This window comes from Gangjinia marincola (genome assembly GCF_039523415.1).
In the GTDB taxonomy this organism is placed as follows: domain Bacteria; phylum Bacteroidota; class Bacteroidia; order Flavobacteriales; family Flavobacteriaceae; genus Gangjinia; species Gangjinia marincola.
The window spans coordinates 117,767-141,019 of the sequence record NZ_BAAAFG010000012.1; the positions used below are offsets into that span (position 1 = coordinate 117,767).

Consider the following 23,253-nt stretch of genomic DNA (forward strand, 5'->3'; position numbering starts at 1 on the left):
TAACGTAAAATGACAGATATCAGCTAGTTATTGTTATGGCGTCACTGTTGTGTTTATTAGTGATTAATCATCACTTACCCCCTCATGAAAAATACTATCTCTTTCCTTTTACTAGTTCTATTAGTCACGTTTGCTACTGCACAAGGCGAATGGAAACAATTAAAGACTGGTGCCGGGGGCTGGATTACCGGTATGGACATTCATCCCAGTGGTTCACCACTCTACGCACGATCAGACGTTGCGGGAGCCTTTCGCTATAATGAAGATTCACAAGACTGGACACAAGTCGTTACTGCTTTTAGTATGCCCTCCAGTGAAATTGATGTTCAAAAATATGGCGGAGTGTTAAGTATAGTTTCGGCTCCCGGTAATCCCAATATTGCCTATATGGCGTTTGAAGAAGCTGTGTTTAGATCAACCAATCAGGGAACCACCTGGGAAAAAACCAATCTACCAGCTATCGATCTCAACGCGAATGATGATACCTCTAAACTTTCAGGTGAACGCCTGGCTGTGGATCCGTTGGATGCTAATGTGGTCTACCTCGGCTCTATAAATGACGGTCTTTTCTATACCCAAGATGGTGGTGACAACTGGGAGTTGGTCGCTGCAGTTCCCTTCGGCATAACAGAACGGGGTGTAAGAGAAGTAAAATTTGACCCTTCTGGCGGAAGCACCAACGGAAAAACAAGTATTATTTATGTAAGTGTAGATGGCGAGGGTGTGTATAAATCTGTAGATGCTGGTGTTTCATGGGCTAACATAAATGTCCCTGCTTCTAATCCCATTATTCTGGATACTGAACTAACTCCAAGCGGAAAGCTCTATATCGTTGGTGAAGATGCCAGCGGAACTAGCTTTGGTGTGCTTGAATATGATGGGAATGCATGGAGATCGGTCTACGCCGAAGATGATCGAACCCTACTCAATATCGCTATCGATCCCTTTAATGAAAACAGAGCCTTGGTATTTAGTGAAGGTTTTGAAGATACTTATCAAACCGAAAATTTACTGGAAGCAACACCGGCATGGCAGTTTAAATCAACTGTACGTGCGGCAGACAATATCCCCTGGATGGCATGGTCTGATGGGAACTGGTTCACGATAGGCGAGGTATTTTTTGATCCGGTCAATCAGGATCAACTATGGATCAGTCAGGGGATTGGCACTTGGAAAACGTCAGACTTATTTGATGATCAAATCACCTGGGTAGAAGAATCTAAAGGGCAGGAGCATTTGGTGGCAAATGATGTGGTAGGATTACCCACAGGAGAAGCAGTAACCGCAAGTTGGGATCGTCCGCTTTTCTTTCATGATGATCTGGATGAATATCCAGCCACCTATCAACCTATCAATCGCTTTAATAGTTCCTGGTCCATTGATCAAAGTATTCAGGATCCCAACTTTTTAGTGGCTATTGTTGATGATCACCGCAATTGCTGTTTTGATGCCGGCACGCGCGGTTCAGGTTATTCTGAAGATGGCGGACAAACCTGGACCGAGTTTACTACTCAACCCGGAGGAGATACAAAGCAATTTGGAGTCATTGCAGTAAGCGCAGACAATAGCGATAACATCGTCTGGTTGCCTACCTTTAATCAACTTCCGTATTATACCACAAACCGTGGTGAAACCTGGCAACAGGCATCAATCCCAGGGGAGTCTGGTAACTGCTGTCACAGTAATTTTTTCTTTGAGCGTGATGCGCTGGCTGCAGATCGTGTGGCTGAAAATACGTTTTACTTATACGATTTTGGGAACGGTGCCATACACCGCACTACTAATGGTGGAGCGAACTGGGAGACCTTATCGGGGTTAGACAGTCCATTTGCGTATAATGTAAAACTGTTAAGCGTTCCAGGGCATGAGGGCCATTTGTTTTGGGCGAATGGAATTGAACAGGGTGTCAATTTAATCGAAGGATTGAAACGCTCTGTAGATGGAGGCGAAACCTGGACTGATATTCCAAACACTGATAAAGTACTTAATGTTGCTGTCGGAGCCGCAGAGGCGGGTGCAAATTATCCTACGATCTTTATCCAGGGAGAAGTCAATGGAAACTATGGAATTTATAAAAGTGCTGACGAAGGTGCAACCTGGACACAAATTGGGGATTATCCCTTAGGGATTTACGAAGCTGCTTCGGCATTTGAAGGAAATCCATTTATTCCGGGCGTGCTGTATGTTGGCCTTGGTGGAAGCGGTTTCGCGTACTATGAAGATCAAAATCTATTAACGGCGCCAGAGTCATCTTCGACTTTAATTCCTTCGGAAACTATTGAAATCTATCCAAATCCTGTTAAGAATATACTTGAGGTTAGCGGAATAGATCAGGCAAAATACACCATACACTCCTTAAGCGGAAGATCAGTTCAAGCCGGAAGCTTGGCGAACAACCAACCTATTGAAGTGGGGAATCTAACCAGCGGAATTTATTTTATCACCATGACAACAACTACAGATGAGGTTACCTTGAAATTTATCAAAGAGTAAATTTTTGAATTTTCTTGATTTACAAAAAACTGTTTTAAAAGGACAATCTATGCTATAGCTGTCATATTGAGCTTGTCGAAATGTGCTATAGGTTAGTCTTTAAAAACGTTAGTAAGGCTTTGGTTAAATTAAGTCAAAATGATCAGTTTGACAGCAAAGGGTATTTTTACGAAAGCTTCTTTGTATGTTTATCCCATGAATATACCGCTTTATCAGGTTGATGCCTTCACCACCCAACTATTTACAGGAAATCCTGCAGCCGTTTGCATACTAGAAGATTGGATAACAGATGAGCTTATGCAGCGCATTGCTGCGGAAAATAACCTAGCAGAAACTGCATTTGTCGTAAAAAAAGATGATGTCTACGAACTTCGTTGGTTTACCCCAATGACTGAGGTAGCTTTGTGTGGTCATGCCACCCTGGCAGCTGCTTTTGTGCTGTTTGAAGCATACGAAAAAGAAGCGTCGGTAATAAACTTCAAAACTGTGCACAGCGGGATGCTTCAGGTAACCCGAAAAGACAACCAAAGCTTTACCCTTAATTTCCCGGTGGATACGATTAAAGAAATATCTTTAAAAGAGGATTATGCAACTGCTTTTGGAATTACACCCATCAAAGCATTTCAAGGTGCTTCAGATGTAATGCTTATTTATAAAAATCAATCTCAAATTGAACAGTTATCTCCTAACATGAGTATCATCAGCAGACTTAGTTCCCGCGGAGTTATTTGCACAGCGCCAGGAGATATGGTAGAGGTGGTTTCCAGATGGTTTGGTCCGCAGGTAGGCGTCCCCGAAGATCCTGTCACCGGTTCTGCACACACGACATTAGCGCTATATTGGTGCGAACAACTTAGTAGAAGTGCATTTACAGCAAAACAACTTTCTGCGCGTGGTGGTGAAATACACTGTTTACTCAAAGAGAATCGTGTAGAGCTGACAGGAGGAGCGGTGTTGTATTTAAAGGGTATAATTTTTGTTGTAGAATAATTGGTTTGATATAAATCCATTTGATCAGATAAGAATTACATCATTTTAGCTTAACTTAGTCTCATCTAAACAGAATAGCATGAAAAAATTTTACGTTGTGATACTATTCGTATTGAGTTCATCCTTTATGTTAGCTCAAACCATATGGACCGGTGATAATATCGTGTTTACTAAAGCACCAAATGCTGACTGGACCTTAGAGGCTAATCAAGATAGAATCACCGATGATATTTGGCTTACTCGAAAAAATAATCAGGGATTATTCAATATTAATCAAGAAGATGGTTATGTCACCGAAGTAAGCCCGACAGGAACTGAATGGGCCTTCGGTACAACTGCAGATATTAATAACCTTACCTTTACTGATTGGGAAACCAGCCATGGTAGTAATCCGCCATCTACAGTAGATCAGGATATGGTACTGCATTTAATCGATGAGGATATTTATATTGATATTCGTTTTACCCAATGGGGACAACAAGGCGGTGGAGGAGGATCTTTTACCTATGAACGCTCTACAGATCAAAATCTCAACGTAGCATCATTTGATCAGGATGGTGTTCAGCTCTTTCCAAATCCTGCAAGAGATTTTATAGAGGTGAGGGGTTTAGATAGTCAAGCGCAAATCACCATTTATAACGTTATTGGTAAGAAGGTAAAACAACAAACTATTCAACCTAAACAGAAGATAAACCTGAGTGATCTATCCCCGGGCATTTATTTATGCAAAGTGAATGACACTACCTTCAAATTACTCAAACAGTAGTTTTGTGATAATACTAAGACTGGTTTAGTCAGACAACAATTATCTTTCATGAAAAAAGAAAATGTTCGGACTGTTTAAAAAGAAAACCGAAGTTGAAAAACTCCAAGAGCGCTATGCCAAGCTAATGAAAGAGGCGCATGCACTATCCACCACTAATCGAAAAGCAAGCGATCAAAAAACTGCCGAAGCAGATCAGGTGCTCAAGCAAATAGACGCATTACAAGCTTGATTTTATGATATTTAATTTTTTTTCATGGGTTTAGTGACGCAGATGATATCCTTCATCCATGCTACCGCTTCATTAAGATCACTAAATATGGAAAAAGCCTTATCAAAAAAAAGCTTTTCCAATTCAGCATTCTCCCTGTTTAAAATACTATAGCTCACTACAGCAAAAGCTTTGATGGAGTCTAACTTACTCAATTTAAAATAATCAGTAGGGACTACAGAATAAGGATGCAGCCTATTTGAGATATATCCAAAACCCTTGTTTTCATATAATTCTAATGCTTTAGCGACAATAGGCTGTGCTTCTTCAAATGTAAGGTGTACTCCTCTGCGTAATTCGGCAATAATGATTCTATCGTAAAAGTAAAACGTGCCTAGCGGTATTTCAATAAGGTCAATAAGTATTAAGTTATCTGGATGATGACTGATTTTCATAGCTTAAATATACAAAAGCGCGTAAGAAATTATTCTTATTATGCGCGAAATATTACGCTGGTAATTTGTCAAATATGTACATTTAAGTTTTAAAACAAAACAATGAACTCACCTACTTGGAAAATCGTCAAGAAATTTGACGATATCACCTATAAAAAATCAGGGCACGTTGCGCGTATAGCCTTTAATCGTCCTGATGTGCGTAACGCATTCAGACCTCATACTACCAGTGAATTATACGAAGCTTTTCACGATGCAAAAGAAGACCCATCCATTGGTGTAGTGCTATTAAGTGGGGAAGGACCTTCCAGCAAAGACGGTAAATATGCATTTTGCAGTGGGGGTGATCAAAAGGTACGTGGGCATCGGGGTTATGTAGGTGAAGACGGCAGACATCGTCTTAATATATTAGAAGTACAACGTCTGATTCGGTTTATGCCTAAGGTAGTGATTGCCGTGGTGCCCGGCTGGGCTGTTGGTGGGGGACATAGCCTTCACGTAGTATGTGATTTAACGCTTGCAAGTAAAGAACACGCTATTTTCAAACAAACCGATGCAGATGTAACCAGTTTTGACGGTGGTTATGGATCAGCTTATCTGGCGAAAATGGTGGGTCAAAAGAAAGCCAGAGAAATCTTCTTCTTAGGTAGAAACTACTCGGCTCAAGAGGCCTACGAAATGGGGATGGTCAACGCCGTTATTCCGCATGATGAATTGGAGCAAACTGCCTGGGAATGGGCGCAGGAAATTCTAGAGAAATCACCCATGTCCATCAAAATGCTCAAATTTGCAATGAACCTAACCGATGACGGCATGGTAGGGCAACAAGTATTTGCTGGTGAAGCTACCCGCTTAGCCTATATGACAGATGAGGCAAAGGAAGGGCGAGATGCCTTTGTTGAAAAGCGCAAACCGAATTTTGATCAAGACGGCTGGGTTTCTTAGTCTTATCCCACATGTGATCCAGAATCTTCTCTATTCTGTCACCTGATTGACACCGCCACTAAAAGCCTTGGCGTATATTGAATCTAAGAGTAATTTCGAACCGAATGTAATGAGCGTGAGAAATCTTTAAGTCGATTACCTAGATTCCCGGAGTAACTCTTCGTGGGCAGATTTCTCGTCGCTTTGCCAGCCTTACGTCAGGCAAGCTCTGTCGAAATGACTCTTGCAAAGAGTAAAAATGTTCACATTATTCCAGGCTTGACTCAGAATCTTCTCATTTCATCTAAAATTCTCTCCCTTCCTTCGACCAAGAGTCGTCATAGCTTTGGTGGTGGGACAAAGTAAGGTTGGGTAGAGATGTTTAAATTTCTCGTCAAAGAATTAAACCTTTTTCAATACGCTTAGTCTTACCTAAAAATAAAAAACTAATCATCAAGATGAAAACAATCACACTTATAGGACTCTTTTTCGTTCTCACCTTTTTACCGGTTAAAGCTCAAACCGATCAGGAATTACTTAATGCTGCAGCTCAGTTCCCTGCGATGCCACGGGGGAGTGCAGATCTCATTCCGTTTGTGGGAGCCGGTAATATTACCTTTGGATCCGGTACACCCTATAATGATTTAGAATACACACTATTTGACACCTCTTATATGGAAGGTGAAACCAGTGGTTTTGATACCTTTTACCCGGTAGATCCTGCAAAAGATATTCCCGGTGAGGATCAGGTGAAATATCTACGTGGAGTCAATAATCTCGATCTGGATAGTAATTATCAAGGATCGCTAGGGGATCGTTTTATCCTAGGAACGGCTGAGATTAACACCCCCTTTTTCGCGAAAGGTCAAAATGGCATAGACGATGATTACGTGGTCATCCAGAATTTTGATTATAATTTTGGGTATATTGAGTTGTACGGTAGTTTGGATGACTATTCTTTGTTTTACTGCACCCAGGATGAGGGATGTGAAACTACAGGCTACTATTTATTCTATACACCAGGTGATGAAATTGATTTAATCGCCTTTATTTTTCCCTGTGATGATCTGGGAGAAACCATTAGTGGTAATCCACCTCAAAATCCGTCAGCGTTGTGCAATGCTTCAGGAGAGCTGTCTTTATCCAATCCGGATCATTTTAGAATTGCCCAGCCACTTTCTGCAACCGTTACTCTTCCGCAGGGAATTGCTCAAGTGGGAACCACCGGTAAAGAAGTGATTGGCGGAGTTACCTCAGACGCTGAACTCAACTCCTACATTTTCGGCTTGACCGAGGGAAGCATAGACGGATCGGGTATAAGTGATAATAAGCTGTTCGTGACTAAACTAAGTCCAACCGGGGAAGAGCTGTGGACCTACGCCCTAGAAATGAAAGAAGGTACGCTTTTATTTGATGGGACTACAGATGATAATTATGTTTACTTGGCCGGCCGAACGCTGGGGAATTTACCGGGATTCACCAATCAGGGTAGGTGGGATGCGATTTTGCTTAAATTGGATAAGAATACGGGAGAGCTACTGGCCAGTGATCAATTTGGAAACAGTGGATTGGATGGATATGGCAATATCACGTTAGATGATGCGGGAAACATATATGTATCCGGTGCGGGGAGTCCTATAGACAATGGCGGTACAGATGCATCGTATTTAGTTGCAAAGCACGATGCTCAAACGCTAGCAAATATTTGGCGCGTTATTGAACCACCAGCAGATAATCCCGTTTTTGTATCAGAAGCCTGGGGAGGGATCACTTATTCGGCCGGTGATGATCCCGGAGACGGCAGATTAGTCGTTGGGGGTTGGTACATGACCGCTGGTGGAGCAAATGGTTTTTTAGGAGTCTATGAAAATTTGGATGGGGCAGAGCCAGTACGAACGCATACCACTAATGTCATTGCAAATGGCGTAAGAGCAGACTGGATATTGGACAATACTGTTGATTCACAGGGGAATATCTATGGGGTGGGATATACAACAGGCACACTGGAGGGAGCTAGCCTTGGACGAGGTGATGCTTTTATCGTAAAATACGATTCCGCACTTTCCAACCCCCAGTTTCAGCAAGTAGGAACCGCCAGATCAGATATGTTTAGAAAAGTCGAAATCGATGCACAAGACAACCTCTACGCGGTCGGATACACCTATGGGGATTACACTACAGCAAATTATCAAGGACAAAATCCGGATGCCAGTCAAGAAACCGGAGATGTGCTTATCCAAAAATTTGATTCAAATTTGAATCTGTTGGAAGCGCTTCAGTTTGGAACGTCACATGAAGATAGAGGGTACACTTCGTTACAGGAGGATATTTTATTTGTTGGCGGACTTACCGAAGCTGCCATGGTGGATCAAAGTTCAGGATCTTTTGATGGGTATATGCTTGCGGTAAATGCCGAAGACGTTACGATTGCTGAAAACATACTCAATGTAGATCAACCTCTTATAGTACAACAACTAGCTGTTTTTCCTAATCCGTCAAGCGGAAACATTTTCGTGGAAGGATTAAGAGAAAGCTCATCTTATGTCGTTTTTGACTATGCCGGAAAAATCCTGCAAAAAGGAATAGTTGATTCTGAAAATAACCGCATCGATTTGAGTGTATTAGCCGCCGGAATGTACTTTTTGAATCTAAATAATCGTACGATCAAACTGCTCAAAAAATAAAAAACAGGCATTGAACGCTTGGACAACCTTCGATGCTAAAGAACTATTTGCGCAGCACCATCGCCACCCCATCTTTAATCAATGACTTTTTTTCAGGATGATCAGCGGCGAGACGTTCAATATAGCTCTTGATTTGTGCAGATGCTTCAGGATCGTTTGAAAGCTCAAGCAAGTTAAGCGGTAAGAGCCAATCCCCTTGATGATCATTCTTCACCTCATTAAAAATAAATAAGATTTCTTCGGTTATAACAGTTTTACGTTCTCTTAAGGTTTCAGCTTGGGCATATAATTTTTCCAGTTGTTTTAATGCTTCCGGTTTTTGAGATTTGATGGTCGTGGTGCTTGAAGCTTCATAAAGATTAGGAAAGCTGTTAAAATCTGCCGCTCCCGCAAAAGCCGAAACAATTTCTTTCCCCACCGCCATATGATACGTACCATCTTCGGCAGAAAAAAGTACTTCCTCACCGTGAGAAACCGTGCAATCCTCCAGTTCAATCAACATGAGTTTGCCCTGTACATTTCGTATTCCCGTAACGTTAATTCCCTGTACTTTCACTCCGCTTTCAAATTCTAAGGACATCCATTTGCCGTCATAAAAGTTATACGCCTTTAAATCCACGGGACCCATATCCTCAATTGCCAGACTAATGCTTTTTAGTTTCCCCAGAGGTGATCCAAATCCATTAGAGTGATGTGTTGTGCCGTTACCAATCAATTCTTTTTCGCGGTAAGCCAATGCTGTGGGTCCTGTGGTTTGAAAGTAGATGACCTGCAAATCTTCGTCTTTGATCATGCGGTCAAATACGCCGCTAATCTGTAGCCCGGTACTGAGTTCAATCGTTCCCACGCGTTGTGAATCAATAAGTTTTTGTAGCCCGCGATGCCCGCCCTTTCTTAAGCTCAAGGTGTTGGCGACCTCTTCTAAGACTTGCATGAGGTACGCAAAATCTGGCGTGACGTAAAGCTGGGGTTGGGGTTTAGTAATGTCAAAATTTTGGTAGGCCGCATCGATAGAATAGGGCAGTTTTTTCACGTTGCTGCTCATACACCACTGACTTTCTCCTATGGAAGATAAGAGTCCGGCGCCATAAATTCTGGGATCTTCCGGTGTGCCGATGAGTCCGTATTCAACCGTCCACCATTGTAAATTTCTAATCAATGCCATTTCGCTAGGTTTGACCTCTTGGGCTTGTAGTGTGTTTACTTCCGCTTCCGCGGAAGCGATTTCGGCAGGATTAGAAGCTTCGGCTTCTTTGAGGATAGAGAGTTTACGAACGGCTTCATACAGGGCTATATCGTGTGCTGAAAGGATTGCCCTGGCACCAATTTCTCCCATTCTTCTAAGATACTCGGCATAATCAGGATTGGCGATGATGGGGGCGTGACCAGCGGCTTCATGAATGATATCGGGAGAAGGGGTATAGGCGATATTTTCCAACTGACGTATATCTGAAGCGATCACCAATACTTTATACGCCTGAAACTCCATAAACGCATTAGGCGGAATAAACCCATCTACCGCCACAGCAGCCCAGCCAATCTCTTCTAGAATGCGATTCATGCCGTACATGGACGGAATTTTCTCCAGGTCTATCCCGGTTTTTTCAAGACCTTCTAAATAAGATTCATGCGCCACCTTAGCCAAATAGGACACATTCTTTTTCATCACATAACGCCACACCGCCTGATTGATGGGCGAGTAGTCCTCATAGCGTTGAGGTTTGATAAACTGTTTTAGATGTGGTGGAAGACGATCAATCAAAGGATTTGATTCGAATTCTGGAGTGTTTTGCATGGTCGTTAAATGAATGTACTAAAGTAGGATAAACCCGGTGAAGCTGAAAGCCTTTTTTCCCTCATCCCAACTTTTGTCTTCCTCTCTCCCGAAGTATCGGGGTTCGTCGGAGACAAGAAGGGAGAAGGAGTTCTTGTGATTTCGAACCGAATGCAATGAGCGTGAGAAATCTTGAGGTAAATCATCTAAATGTTTAATAGAACACCTATAAGGCAGATTTCTCATCGTTTTACTATGCTTGACGGCTAAGTGCGCTATTTCGAAATGACTCTCAAATATAGTTCAAGGGATCTCACGGTCATTCCGGACTTGCATCCCTGGCTAAAAGGACGGGATCTGGAATCTATTGAATCATTTTAGATGCTGAATCAACACTTCGACTGCGCTCAGTGTGACAGTTCAGTATGACAATTAGTTTCCCTTTATCATTTTGGGCTTGCCACCGAATCTTCTCAATTTTGTCACCCTGAGTGCAGTCGAAGGGTCAGTTATTATTTTCTTTCCTATATTTCAGTTTTAAAACTAACCTCCATGAAAAAAATCTTTGCGCTCTTATTTATCGTTAGTATCACTGTGGGTTGCGACCAACAGAAAACTGATAAAGATTCGGTCAATCAAGAGCAAAACACGGCTGCTTTGTGGGAAGAAAATCCCTGGCCAGAAATTCGGAAGAAACGTATTCAAACCTTATTGCCTAATGCATTAAAACAAGCAGAGGTAGAGGCATGGCTTACGATTTGCAGAGAGAATAACAATGACCCCATCGCCGATCATATTGGCGGGGAAAATGCCGGAGGTACGGCTGCTTTTTTGTTTTATAATGATGCCCAAGGATTTAACTCCGTCGTTTTTTCACCCAGTGGAGAGGCTACTGCTTTGGATGAATTGGATATTCATGATGAGGTCGTTTCGGTAGAACGGGGGAGCTCAGCCGTTCAACAAGCCGCTGATTTTATTACGGAAAAGAATTTTGAAAAGGTTGCCATCAATACGTCTGAAACCAATGCTATGGCCGACGGGCTGACCTATTCTCAACATCAGGAATTAAAGAAGTATTTAGCTGATTTTAAGGGAGAGTTGGTTTCATCGACTGAGGTAGTCTACCAATGGCTTTCGATTAAATTACCAGAAGAAGTGGAGATTCTGCGCAACGCCGCCCAACTTACGGCAGATTGGCAGGTTGAAGCCTACAAGCAAGTCAAGCCCGGAGTTTCCACAGATGCTGATCTAGCCAAGTTCTTAAAAAACAAAATGGCCGAGTACGGCGTAAAAGATGGTTGGGCACCGGCACAAAACCCTAATGTAAATTCAGGTGCAGATCGGGGGCATTCGCACGCTACCGATAAAGTAATTATGCCGGGTGATGTGATCCAGATTGATTTTGGGATCAAGCTATATGATCGATGGGTAAGCGATATCCAGCGTTTTGCCTATGTGCTTAAAGAAGGAGAGACTAAAGCTCCGCCAACAATCCAGCAATATTGGGAGAGTGGCAAAGCTGGAAACAGAGCCGCATTGGCCGCTATGAAACCCGGCGTAAAAGGGGTGGAGGTAGACCGTGCACAACGTGTGTTGATGGAAAAAGCAGGCTCTGAATATGTGATGTGGAGCACAGGACATCCCGTGGGATATGTTGCCCATGACGTAGGACCGAATCTGGGCGGCTCACAAGCATCTCATGTACGACCTGCAGCTCAACGGGAATTAAAAGAGGGAATGACCTTTGCGTTTGATGGCTTTCATGCTTGGAAGCTCAATGAAAAAGACCTTAAAACAATTTCTGTGGAAGAAATGGCAGTCGTTACGAATGATGGCGCGGAGTATTTAATAGAGCCACAGGAGGAGTTGATATTGGTTAGTGGGGAGTAAATATATCTTCTCTAGCTTATTTTTTTTAGGAAATATATAGAGAATAGTATAAGCTATATTCTCTCAAACCTCACCCGTTCTATGCGATTCGCACTGAGGAATAGTGTAGAAATAACCTTATCCTCTATATCAAATTCAATGACATAATTATTTACCAGCAGTTTAGTTAGAGTTACTAAGCGCCCCTTATATTCTTTACCATCACGGTTTACGGTATACTCTTGTTCTTCATCATACCGAATCGTAAGCGTAACGTCGGTTTCAGTATTTTTATAAGTTCCATTTAAAAGACTAAAATCATAGGTATCCCAATTCGTGTCAGTCCGGGTAAGGTTATAGGGTGCATGAGTGGTGTAATAGGCGGTTACCATCATTTCTCCTTGTTCATTTTTTGTAAATTCTTGTTTAAAAGCAGGGTCATATTTTTGACGAAAGATATTCGCTGCTTCGCGTTCCAGTTCAACTTCGCCTCTTCCAATTCGATCTAGGATCAGGCTTCCATCTTCTTTTTCCTTAAACTCAAATGAGAAGTTATTCGGGGTAAGATAGGTGCCCAGAATCTCTTCCTCACTAATATAATTCCCGATTTTATTGGGCTCTGTTTCATAAGTTGCTGATGTACTTTCCAAATCAAGGACAACATCTATCATCTGTCTTGTTTGATAGGAGGGAATAGTTTTGCCGCTATTGGTCATGGTGATGAAGGATATTTTTGGCTCATCAAAACGTACCACAGTAGCCTTCCAGGCACCTGTGGCTCCTTCGTGAAAACGATAGGGTATGTCTTTATAGCTTCCAAATTCCAGTCCGTAGCCATAGGGAATCTCAGTATCTAGTTGTTCTCGCTGCTGACTTTTGTTGATTATGACCTTAGAAATGTTAGAGTTACCGCATCCCTGTACAATTTTTTCCCATTCAATCTGATCGAGTAGGGTAGAGAAGAAGTTTCCGTCACCCGTAACATTCCATTTCCAATCATAGGTCGACCAGGTGTCGAAATTGAAGTAGGCTTTAGCTATAGGTCCTTGGATATCCAAATAGTTATTTTCAAATGATGTGTTTTTCATGTTGAGTTGACTGAATATCTTATTCGTATAATCCACAAAACTGGTTTTTGTAACGCGTTCAATGAGTTCTGCCAATAAAATATAATTGGAGTTACTGTAGAGGTATTTTGTTCCCGGAGTAAAATTCAATTCGTCTTGAGCTTGAATTAACGCTAAGGAATCCTCATTATCATAGGTATTTCTCCACCAGGTAATGCCTTGCAACGACCATAGGTCGTACACGTCTCTTATTCCGCTGGTATGTTGTAGTAGGTGCTGAATGGTAATTTTTGAGGAGATATTGGGATAAAGCATAGGAAAATACGTTCGAATATCGTCAGACAACTTGAGCTTTCCTTGTTCTTCTAACAGCAGAATAGCTAGCGCAGTGAACTGCTTTCCGTTAGAGGCTAGATTAAATCGGGAGGCTTGATTAATGGTAAGACTGTCTTCTAATTGCTCAAATCCAGCGTAGCGCTCATATAAAAGTTTACCGTCAGCGATAATGGCGGTTGCAATTCCTGGAGCTCCACTAGGTACATCTTGTGTGGCAATTTGATCAAGTTTTGCGTGTTGTTTTGGAGTAAGCTTAATCTGACCCATGGCAATGGTACTAAGACTTACTAAGAGAAAGGCAAGGATATGTTTAATCATGATTATTGCTTTGTGACAAAAGAAGCATTCTAGTTCAAATCATTCGCTTCAAATGACCATTTGAACCTTATTTTAATGCTGTTTTTTAGCGATGTATTCACGCGGAGTTAATGCAGTATGCTTTTTAAATGCCCGATTAAACGTACTTTTAGAATTAAACCCAGCCTCTAGTGCGATGCCTAATAAGGTTTTTTCATTATGCTCCCCATTTTTAATTTTCTGCTCAACAGCTTGAACACGTTTGTAATTGATAAAGTCATTAAAGTTCATATCAAAGCCCTGATTGATTAAGCTGGAGATAAGGTTTCGGTTCGTGTTTAATATTGTAGCAACATCGGTGAGGGTTAAGTGAGAGTTGGTATATAGATGATACTCTTCAAAGAGTTGGGTGAGTTTTTCCTTCCATTGATCTAAGTGTTCAATCTCTGGTGTAACATATTTGGAAATAGGATTGTCTTGAGATGATCTAATTCCTAAATCGTTGGAAATGACAAATGAGCTTTTAGTGAGGGAATGGGAATATCCCGAAATAAGGATATACATTCCTAAAACTGAAAAGGAAAGATAATACCAGTATTTACTGCCAAATTGATCCCACTCTGGATTCAGAATAAAAAATAGCACACGTAACACCAGTATGGCAGCAAAAGCCAGCATATAATGATTAATCCATCTAAATGAAATTTCTTCTACATAACTTACTTCTTGTTGTATGAGGTTGGTGTAGTTGCGGTATTTAATGAGACCCAGCACCAAATAGGTGAGCATGGAGATGAGTCCGGTGAGTTGATACCAAAACGAGAGGTCTTTATCTCTGCCATCAGCATAAAAGTAGAATTCATCTAAAATGAACTTATCGGTTACAAATACTACCAACGTGTAGAGTAGATACAGCCCGAATGGGATAAAATGCAGGAAATCCATTCGTGATAAGGTAAAGTCATTATAGAGCAAACTCAAGATGTAGAAATAGAGTACAGGTCCAATTAGAAAAAGCTGTTGAAACGGAACAAAAAACATAAACTCCCGGTAATTAGTTTTAGAATACCAGCCCCCGTATCCCAGCATAAAAGGGCAAACGTACAATCCACACAAAAAAATAAACAATGCCAACCATTTACTTTCAGCTTGTTCTTGAATAATTCCTTTTCGGAATAAAATGATGGAGAAGATAACCGCGTTAAGGAAGAAGAAAAGCAGGGAGGAGCTTTTTTGGTTGTAGTCAAAGTATAAGAAGTCTTCTCCTAACATGCAGGGTGAAATTATCTTTCATTAAAAGAGTTTAAATATATCATTTATACAAATACGAAACTGGAGATTGATTAGATAAGCACTCTAAAGAGGATAAATGCTAGTTGGACTTCCACCATAAGCTGGTTTTATTAATCTGTAAACGTTCACCGCGCTTTCTTTTATACAAAATGGTTAGTAATAAAATAAGAACGATGGTGACGAGTCTAAATACATTGGCATAAACTCCGCCGAGTGCGTTCTCACTCACATCAAAAAGCTCCCAAGATAAGTTCATCATCATATGGATGAAAACAGGGATCCAAATATTATACGTCCATTCTAGATATAACCAAGAAAAAATAATAGCTCCTATAAAAGTTATAAGAAATATACCTAAGAGCTCCATGGGTTCAGTACTTTGATACAGGTGCAAGAGACCAAAATAAAGTGCACCAAAGAATACTGCGGGTATAAAACCAAGTCTGGTATATTTATACAGAAGACCAAATAAAAATCCTCGAAAAAATAGTTCTTCAAAAAATCCTGCTGAAACCACTCTGATCAATACGCCATCAAGAGAAAGGTCTGTATTGATTTGGTAAAAAATAGCAAAACCCATAAACATGGGTAGCGTACAAACGGCACTAAACAGTAACCCTTGTAGGACAGACTTGTCTAGTCCTAATCCGGCGACTATAGAGCTGGACATCGCGATAAAATAAGTTCCGATGTATAATGGAATTCCTGAAATAGCATACGTGAGAATATGACTTATTCCCAATTGGTTGAGGTAGCTATCGATTTGAGTCCTTAAATCTTTGAAGTAAAACGCATCAAGAACATAATAGATTGCAAAGAAGAAAACGACAAATCCTAGGGTTCTAACGAATGGTTTCATAAGATAAGTAAAGCTTGGTTACTATCTTAATAGACGTTCATTGTTTAAAAAAGGTTGCCCGGACTAAATTTTTTCAAAAAAGGTCATCATATTCGCAGATGTGCTGGAAAATTAAAGAAGCTGTATCAAAACCATTAAAATACTATTTATTGTCACTCCCGAAGCTTGGGGAGAGCCTGCTTGCCGCAAAGCAGGATTGTCGAAATGGGCTAATTTGCAATAAATTGAAAACTTCGATAGGCTCAGTTTGATAACTCTTTAGATTTGGATACATCTTCTTTTTCATGTTTAGATTATCTTATTTTCTAAGAAATTCCAACAAAATTTTATTCAGCTCATCTTTATGCGTCACATTTAACCCATGCGGTGCATTGTTGATGATTTCAAATCGGTTATTAGCGATTCCTTCTGCGGCTTGTTTTCCTGCCGTTTCTATGGGAACGATGTGATCTGCGTCTCCGTGGACAATCAACGTTGGCACCGTCACATTTTGAAGCTCCGCTCTAAAGTCGGTATCAGCCCAAGCTTCGGCAGCTTTTAGAGTTGCCCGTGGTGAGGCATTGCTGGCAATCGACCAGTCATAGTGCAATTGCTGCTCACTCATCCGATCTTTAAGATCCTCATAATTATAGAAGTTGCGATTAAAATCGTGTAAAAAGCCAACCCGATTTGTTTTTACCGCTTCCATAATGCCGTCAATATCTTCTTGTGGCACTCCGTTTGGATTATCATCTTTTTTCTTTACCAGCGGAATGATTGAACTGATTAAGGCAGCCTTGGCAAGTTTGTCTGTTCCATAATCCGTCATATAACGCACCACTTCGCCGCCACCCATAGAAAAACCGACAATGATCGCCTGATCTAATCCTAGCTGAGTAATGATCTCATTGAGATCAGCTGCCAGGCTGGAGTAGTCGTATCCATTCCAAGGTGCTGAAGATCGTCCGAAACCTCTGCGATCGTAAGCGATACATCGAAAGCCTGCGTCAACAATTTGCGGTACCTGACCTTCCCAGGCTTTGGCGCTTAGTGGCCAACCGTGAATTAGGATTACTGGTTGTCCGCTACCGTAATCTTCGTAGTAAATAGAAACTTCTTCTTTTCCATTGGTATTTATTAAATAGGGCATATAGAAAGTATTTTAGATTTTTTTAAAAATACGGGAAACAGAAAACTAGGATGTTCTAGAAATCTTAAAATAATCCATTTAAAAGTTAAGATTTTTATTTCTATAAGGTATTTCAAAATAAGGACTATAGAGAGAGCTGTTTTAAGGCCATGATTTTACTTTTCGTAATTTTCTCTATAAAATGTTTTTCCATCTTTCATTGTAAACTTAATCTCACTGATATTCGTTATACGTTCTACGGGATTTTTTGTTAATATAACAAGATCAGCCACTTTCCCTATTTCAATAGTACCGTGGGATTTTTCTATCCCAATTGCTTTAGCGCCATTTAATGTTGCTGCAATGAGTACTTCTTCTGTGCTAAGAATACCGTCTTGAACCAAACGTTCAATTTGTGTAAATACCGCGGGAAAGGGTTCTTCCAATCTATTGAAATAATCTGTTCCGGTAGAAAATACAACTCCGGCTTTACTGGCTGTAAGCGCCACATCTTTGTACATTTTTTGAATGGTTGGATTAGGAACTACATACGTCAAATCCCAAATTACATTTCTTTCGCGCATTGCTTCAAATAATAAATTCAACTCATTACTAGAAGAATCAATAACGCTCATGTCTTCTGGAAAAGTTGCAGATCGCGCATCTTTGAAATCAGTATGAGTAAACGGAATTTTTTTTGATGGATCAACATCATTGTCTTGCCAAAAGGCTCCCCATACATGAGATACTACATCCACTCCAGCTTTTACGACCTCGATGGGTCGATCAGGAAATACGGTGAGATGTGCCCAAGATTGTATTCCTTTTTTATGAGCTTCGTCCGTAATAGCCTTTATTAAGTCGGACTTTATTCCGGCGTAAAATTTCACTCCGCTGACATCACTTGCGATGGCTTTAGCAATTTCTTTTTCGATATTCATGCCTGTTTTGGCTTCGATAATATAACCTGCATTCTCAATGCCAATACCTTGGGTCACCCTTTTCAATCGCAAGTCCTTTGCGATCATATCACTACTACCAACTGTAGCAGAATAATAGATCGTGGGTCCGGCTTGTTCTCCCGATTTAATGCGTTTATTTTCAACGGCAAGTGCTCTAGCATCACCGCCCATGTCTCTTACAGCAGTCACCCCACTATAAATCCATTTTTTTAACTCTTTCCTTGCTGCTTCTGGAGATTTGGAAAGGCCTTTCATACCCAAATGTACGTGAGTGTCTATGAGACCGGGAATAATGTAATGACCCTTCAAATCTAATCTTTCATATGAATCTGGTATGCTCTTAGAGCCAGCTTCGAATAGATCCTTAATTAATCCGTTTTCTACAAGAATCGTTTTATTCTGCCAATCCTTACTCTTAGTATCAAATACTTGAGCGCCTAGCAAAGCGTAAGAATTATTCTTTTGAGCAGATAGAACCAATGTTGAAAGAGCTACGGTAAAGAAAAGGATAAGATGACGTCTCATGGTAGAAATTTTATGGTATTATCACGTAAAGATAATGATTTACAAAAAACTCGTGAATTGGATTACTTTGCAAGATCTTGAGGTTTAATCAGTTACTTAGGTTTGATTGGGTTATGCCTATAACAATATTTCACTGCCGTATATAGCTTTTCTTACATAACAAGTTAGGTTTTGGTCCTTCGTTACTAAAAATTGCATTAGGGATTGCAGCGGCATCCTTAGGGGGGGGACTAAGCTTGTCGAAGTCACTCTCCTAAGATATAGCGTACCCGCCTTGCCGTCGAGGCAGGAAGCCCGACCCTCCCCAACACGTTGGGGAGGGAAATGCCCAAGAAAAAATAGAGTGGTCCATTGCGAACAATTCAAAGGATTCCTTGTCGCTTCGCTCTATCGGAATGACATCCTGTCATATTTTTTGTGCTGGCATACTACTTGACTTATAGAGGGAAAAAGAAATCAACATAAACCTAAATAGATATCATGAGTAAAATAATAGGAATAGATTTAGGGACAACCAATTCGTGCGTTTCCGTAATGGAAGGTAACGATCCGGTTGTAATCCCTAATGCAGAAGGAAAACGAACTACCCCATCTGTCATTGCATTTGTAGATGGAGGCGAAATTAAAGTAGGTGACCCGGCAAAACGTCAGGCGGTTACCAACCCCACCAAAACCATATCGTCCATTAAACGATTTATGGGGAACAAATATTCTGAGTCTCAAAAAGAGGCAGAACGTGCTGCATATAAAGTAGTAAAGGGTGATAACGACACGCCACGTGTGGATATTGATGGTAGAATGTATAGTCCGCAAGAATTATCTGCGATGATTCTTCAAAAAATGAAGAAAACAGCTGAGGATTACTTAGGGCAAGATGTAACTCGTGCGGTAATTACCGTACCGGCTTACTTTAACGATGCACAGCGTCAGGCGACGAAAGAAGCCGGTGAGATTGCAGGTCTTAAAGTAGAGCGAATCATCAATGAGCCTACCGCAGCATCTTTAGCCTACGGACTGGATAAAAAAGGACAGGATCAAAAAATTGTTGTTTTTGACTTTGGTGGTGGAACACATGATGTGTCTATCCTAGAGTTGGGTGACGGTGTATTTGAGGTACTGGCGACCGATGGTGATACACACCTTGGTGGTGATGACGTAGATCAAAAGATCATCAACTGGTTAGCAGATGAGTTTCAAAAAGAAGAAGACATGGACCTGCGTAAGGATCCCATGGCACTACAGCGTTTAAAAGAAGCGGCAGAAAAGGCAAAGATTGAGTTATCCTCTAGTGGACAGACTGAAATCAACTTACCTTATGTTACTGCCACTGCCAGCGGACCAAAGCACTTGGTAAGAACCTTGACCAAAGCAAAGTTTGAGCAATTAATTGATGACTTAGTCAAAAGAACCATTGAGCCGTGTAAAGCAGCGTTAAAAGCAGCCGGATTATCAACAGGAGACATCGATGAGATCATCTTAGTAGGTGGATCAACGCGTATCCCTGCGGTACAAGAAGCGGTGAAGAATTTCTTTGGGAAAGCGCCAAGTAAAGGAGTTAATCCAGATGAAGTTGTTGCCGTAGGTGCAGCGATTCAAGGTGGGGTATTGACAGGAGATGTAAAAGACGTTCTTTTATTAGATGTTACTCCGCTATCCCTAGGAATTGAAACCATGGGTGGTGTGATGACCAAGTTGATCGAAGCTAACACAACGATCCCAACTAAGAAGTCACAAGTATTCTCTACGGCAGCAGATAATCAACCTAGTGTTGAGATCCATGTGCTACAGGGAGAGCGTCCAATGGCAGCCGATAATAAGACGATAGGTAGATTCCACTTAGATGGGATTCCGCCAGCACAACGCGGAGTGCCGCAAATCGAGGTGACATTTGATATTGATGCCAATGGTATCATCAACGTTTCGGCGAAGGATAAAGGAACCAATAAAGAGCAGAACATTAGAATTGAAGCTTCTTCTGGCTTAACCGAAGAAGAAATCGAGAAAATGAAGAAGGAAGCTGAGGCAAATGCTGAAGCTGATAAGGCCGCAAAAGAAACCGCAGATAAGCTTAATGAAGCTGATGCGATGATTTTCCAAACAGAAAAGCAATTAGCTGAATTTGGCGACAAGTTATCTGAAGATAAGAAAAAGCCGATTGAAAATGCCTTAGCAGAGCTGAAAACTGCACACGAGTCGAAAGACTTAGCGGCAATTACAGCAGCTTTAGAGAAAATCAACGAAGCTTGGAAGGTAGCCAGCGAAGAGATGTATAAAGCGCAAGCAGAAGCTCAAGGCGGAGCGCCGGAAGGTGCCGCTGATGCCGGTGCAGATCAAGCCAGCGGATCCAATGAAGGAAGCGACGTTGAAGACGTAGACTTCGAAGAGGTCAAGTAGCCTGTGCTGAGCGGAGTCGAAGCATAGATTTTGAGGAAGTTAAATAAAATAAAGTGAATACAAGCGCTTGCGCGATGTATGAACGATAATTTTATTAATCCCAAAGAGCAAAGCGATTTCGGGATCTCATAAAAATAGTTTGAAAGCCCATTCTGAAAAGGATGGGCTTTTTTTGAACACCCTCACCCAACCCTCTCCCTCAATGGAGAGGGCTTTTTTTCGAACGGAGAGAAAAATCTGTTTAAATTGAATAAGATTTCTCACGCGTCGCTGCGCTGTGGTTCGAAATGACTGATCAGGCTTTTTTTGTCATTCCCGCGTCCGCGTGTCGCCGAAGCTTCTTGGCCTTCGTAGCTGTGCTGCTATGGCGAAGGAGGCTAGCGGAGGAGCAACGCGGGAATCTTTTTCAACGTAATCCGATGTAATTTTATAGTGTTGGAATAGATTACAAGGACAAAACAGCTCATTACGCATGTGTTGTTTTTCTTCTAAAAACAAACTTTAAAATCGCCAAAATCAACTGCACACCAAGACACAACGGACCTAGAATGATATACGCCCACAGGATAGCCCCGGGACCATTCTCGTTAAACATATTGCCATCTGGGCGGGTATTGATATATGCATAGAGAATAGGAAGGACAAAAAGGATTGCATTCAGTACTAAAAGGATATTCAAAATCAGTCCGCGTGTTTTGGAATCGTCTTTTAAGAATAATAAGCCGATGCTTGAGAGTGGAAGAAGCATTATTACAAAGAGTAAGCCCATTAAGAATCAGCTGAAGATGTAGCTGCCAATATAGTTCAATTCTTTAAATCCTATTGAGAGGCTAAAACCACTTTAAGGATTTCCTAATCAGCTTTAATTTTTTAGCAGAATAAGGTGCATAGCGCACCGGGATATCTAACCAAGTACCGCGTTTGGTGATGGCTTTTTTATGAGAGAAGGTGTCAAAGGTACGTTTGCCATGGTAGGCTCCGTAGCCGCTGTTTCCCACTCCGCCAAAGGGTAATTTTTTATTGGTAAAATGAACAATGGTATCGTTAACGGTTCCACCACCGAAGGAATAGCGGGTGATCATTTCTTCTGCAAAAGCAGCATCTTCTGAAAAGACATACAAGGAAAGTGGTTTTCCGTAGGAATTAATGAGTTCATCCAGATCTTCGGTAGTTGAATAGCTTAAGATAGGTAAAATGGGTCCAAAGATTTCATCTTCCATCACGGCGCTATCCCGTTTAGGCTCATCTAACAGGGTGGGAGCGATGTAGTGATCGTTGGCATTGCTTTGTCCGCCAAAAAGAACCGTTTCTCCCTCAATGAGTTCCTGCATGCGCTCAAAATGCTTAGCGCTAATCATGCGGGCGTAATCGTTAGAAGCTTCGGGTGTGTTGCCATAGGCTTCTTCGATCTCTTTTTTCATGGCTGCAATAAACTTCTCCTTGACCGATTGTTCTACCAAGATATAATCTGGTGCGATACAGGTTTGACCTGCATTAAGAAATTTTCCCCAGGTGATGCGCTTTGCTGCCAATTCTATTTTAGCAGAAGCATCAATAATGCACGGATTTTTCCCGCCTAACTCTAAAGTACAAGGCGTAAGGTGAGGTGCGGCAGCTTTCGCTACTATACGACCTACATTGACGCTCCCGGTAAAGAAAATATAATCCCATTCAAGGTCTAGTAATGCTTTAGACTCTTCCACACCACCTTGTACTACTTTGGCATGAGCAGGATCAAACACTTCTGTAATAAGTTCTTCTAATAGCTGGGAGGTGGCAGCGGAGTATTCACTGGGTTTTAATACCACGGTGTTACCTGCTGCGATGGCTCCGATAAGCGGGCCCATGGCGAGTTGATAGGGATAGTTCCACGGTGAGATGATGAGCGTAACTCCGTAAGGTTCTGAGTATAAATAATCAGTCGAAGGAAAATTAATAAACGCCGACGATACTTTTTTAGGCCTCGCCCATTGAGTAAGTTTCTTAATCGTAAGATCTAGTTCATTGAGGGTATAGGCGGTTTCTGTAATCACGCCTTCAAACTCAGGTTTTTTAAAATCGGCATAGAGTGCCGCGGTGATGTCCTTTTCTCTGGCGACTAAAACTTCGCGTAATTTCTTTAGTATCTCTAACCGAAATTCTACCGGGATGGTATGTTTATCCTTAAAATAAGTGCGTTGTTTTTGGAGGAGTGAGGTGAAATCAGGCATGTCAAACGAATTTGTGGACTAAGGTAAGCAAAGCCAAGT

Annotated in this window: 17 protein-coding genes; 8 read left to right on the forward strand and 9 right to left on the reverse strand. The window is 41.4% G+C overall.

Annotation, left to right across the window (positions count from 1 at the left end):
• Positions 1-84: 84 nt before the first annotated feature.
• From ABD000_RS05065 to ABD000_RS05080, 4 genes are all read left to right on the forward strand, one after another.
• Positions 85-2,493 (forward strand): T9SS type A sorting domain-containing protein, encoded by a 2,409-nt coding sequence (locus ABD000_RS05065; RefSeq protein WP_343764654.1) that lies wholly within the window; start codon positions 85-87, stop codon positions 2,491-2,493.
• 138 nt (positions 2,494-2,631) lie between these two features.
• Positions 2,632-3,483, forward strand: a complete 852-nt coding sequence (locus tag ABD000_RS05070; RefSeq protein ID WP_343764656.1) for a PhzF family phenazine biosynthesis protein — start codon at positions 2,632-2,634, stop codon at positions 3,481-3,483.
• A 79-nt stretch (positions 3,484-3,562) separates the two neighbouring features.
• Complete coding sequence (locus ABD000_RS05075) at positions 3,563-4,249, forward strand: T9SS type A sorting domain-containing protein (protein ID WP_343764658.1); 687 nt, start codon at positions 3,563-3,565, stop codon at positions 4,247-4,249.
• Positions 4,250-4,310: 61 nt separating this feature from the next.
• Positions 4,311-4,478, forward strand: a complete 168-nt coding sequence (locus tag ABD000_RS05080) for a Lacal_2735 family protein (protein ID WP_343764660.1) — start codon at positions 4,311-4,313, stop codon at positions 4,476-4,478.
• Between the two features lie 11 nt (positions 4,479-4,489).
• Here ABD000_RS05080 and ABD000_RS05085 read toward each other — a convergent pair whose 3' ends face one another.
• A complete protein-coding gene (locus tag ABD000_RS05085; protein WP_343764662.1) occupies positions 4,490-4,912 on the reverse strand; it encodes a hypothetical protein in 423 nt (140 codons plus the stop codon).
• Positions 4,913-5,014: 102 nt separating this feature from the next.
• On the opposite strand from ABD000_RS05085, the gene ABD000_RS05090 reads away from it, so the two are divergent.
• Both ABD000_RS05090 and ABD000_RS05095 read left to right on the forward strand, forming a co-directional pair.
• On the forward strand, positions 5,015-5,857 hold the full coding sequence (locus tag ABD000_RS05090) for a 1,4-dihydroxy-2-naphthoyl-CoA synthase (RefSeq protein WP_343764664.1): 843 nt from the start codon (positions 5,015-5,017) through the stop codon (positions 5,855-5,857).
• Between the two features lie 437 nt (positions 5,858-6,294).
• Positions 6,295-8,520, forward strand: coding sequence for a T9SS type A sorting domain-containing protein (locus tag ABD000_RS05095; RefSeq protein WP_343764666.1), 2,226 nt, complete (start codon positions 6,295-6,297; stop codon positions 8,518-8,520).
• Between the two features lie 43 nt (positions 8,521-8,563).
• Here ABD000_RS05095 and ABD000_RS05100 read toward each other — a convergent pair whose 3' ends face one another.
• Positions 8,564-10,315, reverse strand: coding sequence for an aromatic amino acid hydroxylase (locus ABD000_RS05100; RefSeq protein ID WP_343764668.1), 1,752 nt, complete (start codon positions 10,313-10,315; stop codon positions 8,564-8,566).
• A gap of 531 nt (positions 10,316-10,846) precedes the next feature.
• Here ABD000_RS05100 and ABD000_RS05105 point away from each other — a divergent pair.
• On the forward strand, positions 10,847-12,184 hold the full coding sequence (locus ABD000_RS05105) for a M24 family metallopeptidase (protein WP_343764670.1): 1,338 nt from the start codon (positions 10,847-10,849) through the stop codon (positions 12,182-12,184).
• Between the two features lie 53 nt (positions 12,185-12,237).
• Here ABD000_RS05105 and ABD000_RS05110 read toward each other — a convergent pair whose 3' ends face one another.
• The 5 genes from ABD000_RS05110 to ABD000_RS05130 form a co-directional block, all read right to left on the reverse strand.
• A complete protein-coding gene (locus ABD000_RS05110; RefSeq protein WP_343764672.1) occupies positions 12,238-13,884 on the reverse strand; it encodes a serine hydrolase domain-containing protein in 1,647 nt (548 codons plus the stop codon).
• A gap of 72 nt (positions 13,885-13,956) precedes the next feature.
• A complete protein-coding gene (locus ABD000_RS05115) occupies positions 13,957-15,135 on the reverse strand; it encodes a helix-turn-helix domain-containing protein (RefSeq protein ID WP_343764674.1) in 1,179 nt (392 codons plus the stop codon).
• Between the two features lie 100 nt (positions 15,136-15,235).
• Entirely contained in the window at positions 15,236-16,015 is a 780-nt protein-coding gene (locus ABD000_RS05120; protein WP_343764676.1) for a CPBP family intramembrane glutamic endopeptidase, read from the reverse strand.
• Between the two features lie 298 nt (positions 16,016-16,313).
• On the reverse strand, positions 16,314-17,144 hold the full coding sequence (locus ABD000_RS05125; RefSeq protein WP_343764678.1) for an alpha/beta fold hydrolase: 831 nt from the start codon (positions 17,142-17,144) through the stop codon (positions 16,314-16,316).
• A gap of 155 nt (positions 17,145-17,299) precedes the next feature.
• Positions 17,300-18,610 (reverse strand): amidohydrolase family protein, encoded by a 1,311-nt coding sequence (locus ABD000_RS05130; protein WP_343764680.1) that lies wholly within the window; start codon positions 18,608-18,610, stop codon positions 17,300-17,302.
• 480 nt (positions 18,611-19,090) lie between these two features.
• Here ABD000_RS05130 and dnaK point away from each other — a divergent pair, with 480 nt between their 5' ends.
• Positions 19,091-21,004 carry a molecular chaperone DnaK gene (dnaK, locus tag ABD000_RS05135; protein WP_343764681.1) on the forward strand — a complete coding sequence of 638 codons (1,914 nt, stop codon included), beginning with the start codon at positions 19,091-19,093 and terminating at the stop codon, positions 21,002-21,004.
• A gap of 466 nt (positions 21,005-21,470) precedes the next feature.
• Here the strand turns inward: dnaK and ABD000_RS05140 are convergent, their stop codons facing one another.
• Both ABD000_RS05140 and ABD000_RS05145 read right to left on the reverse strand, forming a co-directional pair.
• Complete coding sequence (locus tag ABD000_RS05140) at positions 21,471-21,752, reverse strand: hypothetical protein (protein WP_343764682.1); 282 nt, start codon at positions 21,750-21,752, stop codon at positions 21,471-21,473.
• 82 nt (positions 21,753-21,834) lie between these two features.
• On the reverse strand, positions 21,835-23,214 hold the full coding sequence (locus tag ABD000_RS05145; RefSeq protein WP_343764683.1) for an aldehyde dehydrogenase: 1,380 nt from the start codon (positions 23,212-23,214) through the stop codon (positions 21,835-21,837).
• Positions 23,215-23,253 lie beyond the last annotated feature (39 nt).

Excerpts from the sequence above, each read along its gene's own strand:
- ABD000_RS05065 (WP_343764654.1), top strand. The coding sequence starts at position 85 with ATGAAAAATACTATCTCTTTCCTTTTACTAGTTCTATTAGTCACGTTT.
- ABD000_RS05070 (WP_343764656.1), top strand. The coding sequence starts at position 2,632 with ATGATCAGTTTGACAGCAAAGGGTATTTTTACGAAAGCTTCTTTGTAT.
- ABD000_RS05075 (WP_343764658.1), top strand. The coding sequence starts at position 3,563 with ATGAAAAAATTTTACGTTGTGATACTATTCGTATTGAGTTCATCCTTT.
- ABD000_RS05080 (WP_343764660.1), top strand. The coding sequence starts at position 4,311 with ATGTTCGGACTGTTTAAAAAGAAAACCGAAGTTGAAAAACTCCAAGAG.
- ABD000_RS05085 (WP_343764662.1), bottom strand. The coding sequence starts at position 4,912 with ATGAAAATCAGTCATCATCCAGATAACTTAATACTTATTGACCTTATT.
- ABD000_RS05090 (WP_343764664.1), top strand. The coding sequence starts at position 5,015 with ATGAACTCACCTACTTGGAAAATCGTCAAGAAATTTGACGATATCACC.
- ABD000_RS05095 (WP_343764666.1), top strand. The coding sequence starts at position 6,295 with ATGAAAACAATCACACTTATAGGACTCTTTTTCGTTCTCACCTTTTTA.
- ABD000_RS05100 (WP_343764668.1), bottom strand. The coding sequence starts at position 10,315 with ATGCAAAACACTCCAGAATTCGAATCAAATCCTTTGATTGATCGTCTT.
- ABD000_RS05105 (WP_343764670.1), top strand. The coding sequence starts at position 10,847 with ATGAAAAAAATCTTTGCGCTCTTATTTATCGTTAGTATCACTGTGGGT.
- ABD000_RS05110 (WP_343764672.1), bottom strand. The coding sequence starts at position 13,884 with ATGATTAAACATATCCTTGCCTTTCTCTTAGTAAGTCTTAGTACCATT.
- ABD000_RS05115 (WP_343764674.1), bottom strand. The coding sequence starts at position 15,135 with ATGTTAGGAGAAGACTTCTTATACTTTGACTACAACCAAAAAAGCTCC.
- ABD000_RS05120 (WP_343764676.1), bottom strand. The coding sequence starts at position 16,015 with ATGAAACCATTCGTTAGAACCCTAGGATTTGTCGTTTTCTTCTTTGCA.
- ABD000_RS05125 (WP_343764678.1), bottom strand. The coding sequence starts at position 17,144 with ATGCCCTATTTAATAAATACCAATGGAAAAGAAGAAGTTTCTATTTAC.
- ABD000_RS05130 (WP_343764680.1), bottom strand. The coding sequence starts at position 18,610 with ATGAGACGTCATCTTATCCTTTTCTTTACCGTAGCTCTTTCAACATTG.
- dnaK (WP_343764681.1), top strand. The coding sequence starts at position 19,091 with ATGAGTAAAATAATAGGAATAGATTTAGGGACAACCAATTCGTGCGTT.
- ABD000_RS05140 (WP_343764682.1), bottom strand. The coding sequence starts at position 21,752 with ATGCTTCTTCCACTCTCAAGCATCGGCTTATTATTCTTAAAAGACGAT.
- ABD000_RS05145 (WP_343764683.1), bottom strand. The coding sequence starts at position 23,214 with ATGCCTGATTTCACCTCACTCCTCCAAAAACAACGCACTTATTTTAAG.